This window comes from Mesorhizobium sp. M7A.F.Ca.MR.176.00.0.0, from assembly GCF_004023165.1.
Classification (GTDB): Bacteria; Pseudomonadota; Alphaproteobacteria; order Rhizobiales; family Rhizobiaceae; genus Mesorhizobium.
In genome coordinates this window covers 1-3,939 of sequence record NZ_RZTC01000098.1, presented here as the reverse complement: position 1 = coordinate 3,939, position 3,939 = coordinate 1, and the positions used below count along the sequence as shown (strand labels likewise).

The 3,939-nt window shown below is 64.3% G+C and carries 4 protein-coding genes and 1 pseudogene; all 5 read right to left on the bottom strand.

The annotated features are described in order from the left end of the window. A partial coding sequence (locus tag EOB59_RS26155; protein ID WP_245486757.1) for a hypothetical protein occupies positions 1 to 523 on the bottom strand: 523 nt, incomplete at its 3' end. 135 nt (positions 524 to 658) lie between these two features. Further along, positions 659 to 1,399, bottom strand: a complete 741-nt coding sequence (locus EOB59_RS26150; RefSeq protein ID WP_127397307.1) for an SDR family NAD(P)-dependent oxidoreductase — start codon at positions 1,397 to 1,399, stop codon at positions 659 to 661. Between the two features lie 44 nt (positions 1,400 to 1,443). Beyond that, complete coding sequence (gene purF / locus EOB59_RS26145) at positions 1,444 to 2,913, bottom strand: amidophosphoribosyltransferase (RefSeq protein WP_013532528.1); 1,470 nt, start codon at positions 2,911 to 2,913, stop codon at positions 1,444 to 1,446. A 104-nt stretch (positions 2,914 to 3,017) separates the two neighbouring features. Then, positions 3,018 to 3,677: a CvpA family protein gene (locus tag EOB59_RS26140; RefSeq protein WP_127397308.1), complete on the bottom strand. Its 660-nt coding sequence runs from the start codon at positions 3,675 to 3,677 to the stop codon at positions 3,018 to 3,020. 63 nt (positions 3,678 to 3,740) lie between these two features. Then, a pseudogene (locus tag EOB59_RS36710) lies at positions 3,741 to 3,926 on the bottom strand (DNA repair protein RadA); the annotation flags it as partial. Positions 3,927 to 3,939: the final 13 nt, after the last annotated feature.

The following is a 3,939-nucleotide window of genomic DNA, read 5'->3' as shown; positions in this document are numbered from 1 at the left end:
CTGCCGAATCGTCGAGACCGGCGCGGTCATGATGGCCCATCATCGCGGCGCCTTCCGCCCCGCTCATCGTCCAGTTGCCGCAGGTCTGGTCGGCGATCTTGGTGCCGTCGGGCTTGGAGCCGGTCAGCACGTCGTGGCGGTTGGGCGTGTCGCCGCGGCCGTTGACCGCTTCGCCTTTCTCGTTGAGCGCTGTCTGTTTGGTGATGCCGTTGGCATCGCTGTGCAACGAGGCGACATCGTCGGCGATCTTGACGCCCTTGGCGTTCACCCACGGCCCCTTGCCGATGCGGTCACGGGCGTCGGTGTCGCTGGTCGACAGATAGGCGGCCCAACTTTTGCCGGTGACGCCGGCGGCTTCCGCCAACGACGCGCAATGCGCGTCGGCGCCCTTGAGGCCGCCGAGGTCGGCACCCTTGCCGGAACCGACACTGGTGACGAAGAAGCTCATCTTGGCATCTTGCGAGTAAGCGGCGCCCGCGGCTGCGATCAGGGTGGCGGCGGTGGCGAGAAGCAGTTTACGCATGTCGGTCCTCCGGTTGGTCTTCGACGGGTTACATCAGAAGAAACGTTGCCGGAGGCCTGTTTAATCCCTACGCATGTCGCCTAAAAGTATGCAGCGGTTCTTGGGAAACCGACATGCGGCAAAAAGGCTCTAGTTTTATTCCGGCTGGCGATAGGCGACGAACCGATTGTGCTTGGCTTGGAAGATCAATCCGGTCTCTTTCAGGTCCGGGCTGGCCAGCGGCACGATGCGTTTGGCGATCTCGGAGGGATGCGGCAACGTCTCGGGATCTTCGCCCGGCACTGCCTGGGCACGCATGGCGGTGCGGGTGGCGCCAGGGTCGGCGGCATTGACCCGGAGCGGCAGGCTCTGCGTCTCATGCGCCCAGGAGCGCATCATCGTCTCCACCGCGGCCTTGGAAGCCGCGTAGGGTGCCCAGAAGGCGCGCGCCGAGTGCGCTGCGTTGGAGGACAGGATGATCGCTCGTCCAGCATCGGAGAGCCGCAGCAGGGGGTCGACGGAGCGGATCAGCCGCCAGGTCGAGGTGACGTTGATGGTCATCACCTTCTCGAAGGTTTTTGCTTCGACATGACCGATCGGCGAGATGACGCCGAGCACGCCGGCATTGGCGACGAGAATGTCGAGCTTGCCCCAGCGTTCGTGGATGGCGCCGCCCAGGCGGTCGATACCGGCCATGTCGGCGAGGTCGAGCGGCACCAGTGTCGCCTGGCCGCCGGCCGCCTTGATCTGGTCGTCGAGCTCTTCCAGTCCTCCGACAGTGCGCGCCACCGCAATGACATGCGCGCCGGCGGCAGCCAATTCCTTGGCAATGAAATAGCCGATACCGCGCGAGGCGCCGGTGACGACCGCAACGCGGTCGGAAAGGTCGAGGGTCATGCGATGGATTCCGGGAATTTGACTAACGCTGATGGCGGTCCGGCCTACGTCCCGCTCGTCGCCAGCAGCGACAGCGTGCGCACATTGTCGTGGCCTTCGAAGTCGAGCAGGCGGGTTGGATACTGGCCGGTGAAGCAGGCATCGCAGAATTGCGGCTGGTCGTTATCGCGGCTGGCCTCGCCGACCGCGCGGTAGAGCCCGTCAATGGTGAGGAAGCCGAGCGAATCGACGCGAATGAACTCGGCCATCTCCTCGATCGACATGCGCGATGCCAGGAGCTTCGATTTCTCCGGCGTGTCGACACCGTAGAAACAGGAGGCGCGTGTCGGCGGTGAGGCGATGCGCATATGCACCTCCTTGGCGCCGGCGTCGCGCACCATCTGCACGATCTTCTGGCTGGTGGTGCCGCGCACGATGCTGTCGTCGACCAGCACCACGCGCTTGCCCTCGATCATGCGGCGGTTGGCATTGTGCTTCAGTTTGACGCCCATGTGGCGGATCGAATCGCCCGGCTGAATGAAGGTGCGGCCGACATAATGATTGCGGATGATGCCGAGTTCGAAGGGAATGCCTGCAGCCTGGCTGAAGCCGATCGCCGCCGGCGTGCCCGAATCCGGCACCGGCACGACGATGTCCGCCTCGACCGGGCTTTCAACCGCCAGCTCGGCGCCGATGCGCTTGCGCACCTCATAGACGTTACGGCCTTCCACCGAGGAATCCGGCCGCGCGAAATAGACATATTCGAAGATGCAGAAGCGGGTCTTCTGCGGCTCGAAGGGGAACAGGCTCTCGATGCCCTTGGAGGTGACGACGACCATCTCGCCGGGCTTCAGGTCGCGAACGAAACGCGCGCCGATGATGTCGAGCGCGCAGGTTTCGGAGGCCAGGATCCAGGCGCCGTCGAGATCGCCGAGCACCAGCGGCCGGATGCCGAGCGGATCGCGGCAACCGATCATCTTCTTGGCCGTCATCGCCACCAGCGAGAAAGCGCCCTCGACCTGCCGCACCGCATCGATGAAACGCGAGTTGAGGTCGCGCTCCTTGCTGGTGGCGACGAGGTGCAAAAGCGTCTCGGTATCGGAGGTGGAGGAGAAGATCGCGCCTTGCTTCTGCAGCGCGCGCTGCACGGTCATGGCGTTGGTCAGATTGCCGTTGTGGGCGACGGCGAAGCCGCCATCGGCCAATTCGGCGAAAAAGGGCTGGATGTTGCGCATGCCGGCGCCGCCAGTCGTGGCGTAGCGGGTATGGCCGATGGCGCGGTTGCCTTGCAGGCTGTCGATGACGCGCTGCTTGGTGAAGGTGTCGCCGATCAGGCCGACATGGCGTTCGACATGGAACTGGCTGCCGTCGTAAGAAACGATGCCTGCCGCTTCCTGGCCACGATGCTGCAGCGCATGCAGGCCCAGTGTGACGATGGCTGCCGCGTCCTGCCGGCCGAAAATGCCGAACACACCGCATTCGTCGTGGAAATGGTCGTCGGCCTCGGCGGAAAGCACGTCGTCTGCGTCTGCCATCTAAAGCTCCGCTAAAATCGCCATATAATGCGGGTTCGCGCCGAAAGCAACGCGGGCCGTGCGGTCGTTCACACCATCGTCAGATCCTGACGTCGTTTTCGGCGTCAGTTTGCCGGTGCCGCCGGTGCCGGAGCGTTGTTGGCCGGTGGTGTTGCGTCATTGTCGTCAGGCGCCGGCGTGTTGGCATCGTCGCCGCCTGCCGGAGCATCCGCCGCCGGTGCGTCCGGAGCAGCTGGTGTCTCGGCGGCCGGTTGATTCGGATTGAGTTTCTTGAGAATGGCGTTTTCCGGATCCTCGGGCAGCAGGCTTTCGAGCTTGGCGCCGATCTGCTCGAGCAGCGGTCGCGACTTGGCCTCCGTGACCCAGGTCGGTGCCTTGGCGCCAGCCAGCCAGTTGAAGAACAGCAGGGCGACGGCGACGACCAGGATGCCGCGCGCGGCGCCGTAGAGGAAACCCAGCGTACGGTCGAGCGCGCCGATCCGCGAATCGATGATCCAGTCGGCCAGCTTCATGGTGATGACCGAGACGACGATCAGCGCGATGATGAAGACGACGCCGGCGGCGGCGGCCATGGCGATCTTTTCATTCTCGATGTAGGGCGCGAGGTAAGGCACAACCGGCTTGTAGAAGAAGAACGCCGCCGCTGCCGCCGCTGCCCAGGAGACGACGGACAGGACTTCACGCGAAAAGCCGCGAACCATGGCGAGCATCGCCGAGACCAGAGTGAAGCCGACGAGAATTCCGTCAAGCAGCGTAATCGGCATGTCTTTCGCCCCACTCCATGAGCCGCATTATAGCGCGGAACATCGGGCTCTGGGTCCGATGCTCTAATCTTCTTCGTCCACGCGGCTTCGGCGTGAGCCGGCTATGCGTGCCACGAGGTCGGCAAGCTCGGTCGGCTGGAAAGAACCGGCCCCGATCCCCCCGGCCAGTTCCCCGCTGCCCGAGGGCAGAACCGCGCTTCCAAAACCCAGCTTTTCGGCTTCCTTGAGGCGCTGTTGCGCATGCGCAACAGCGCCTCAAGGA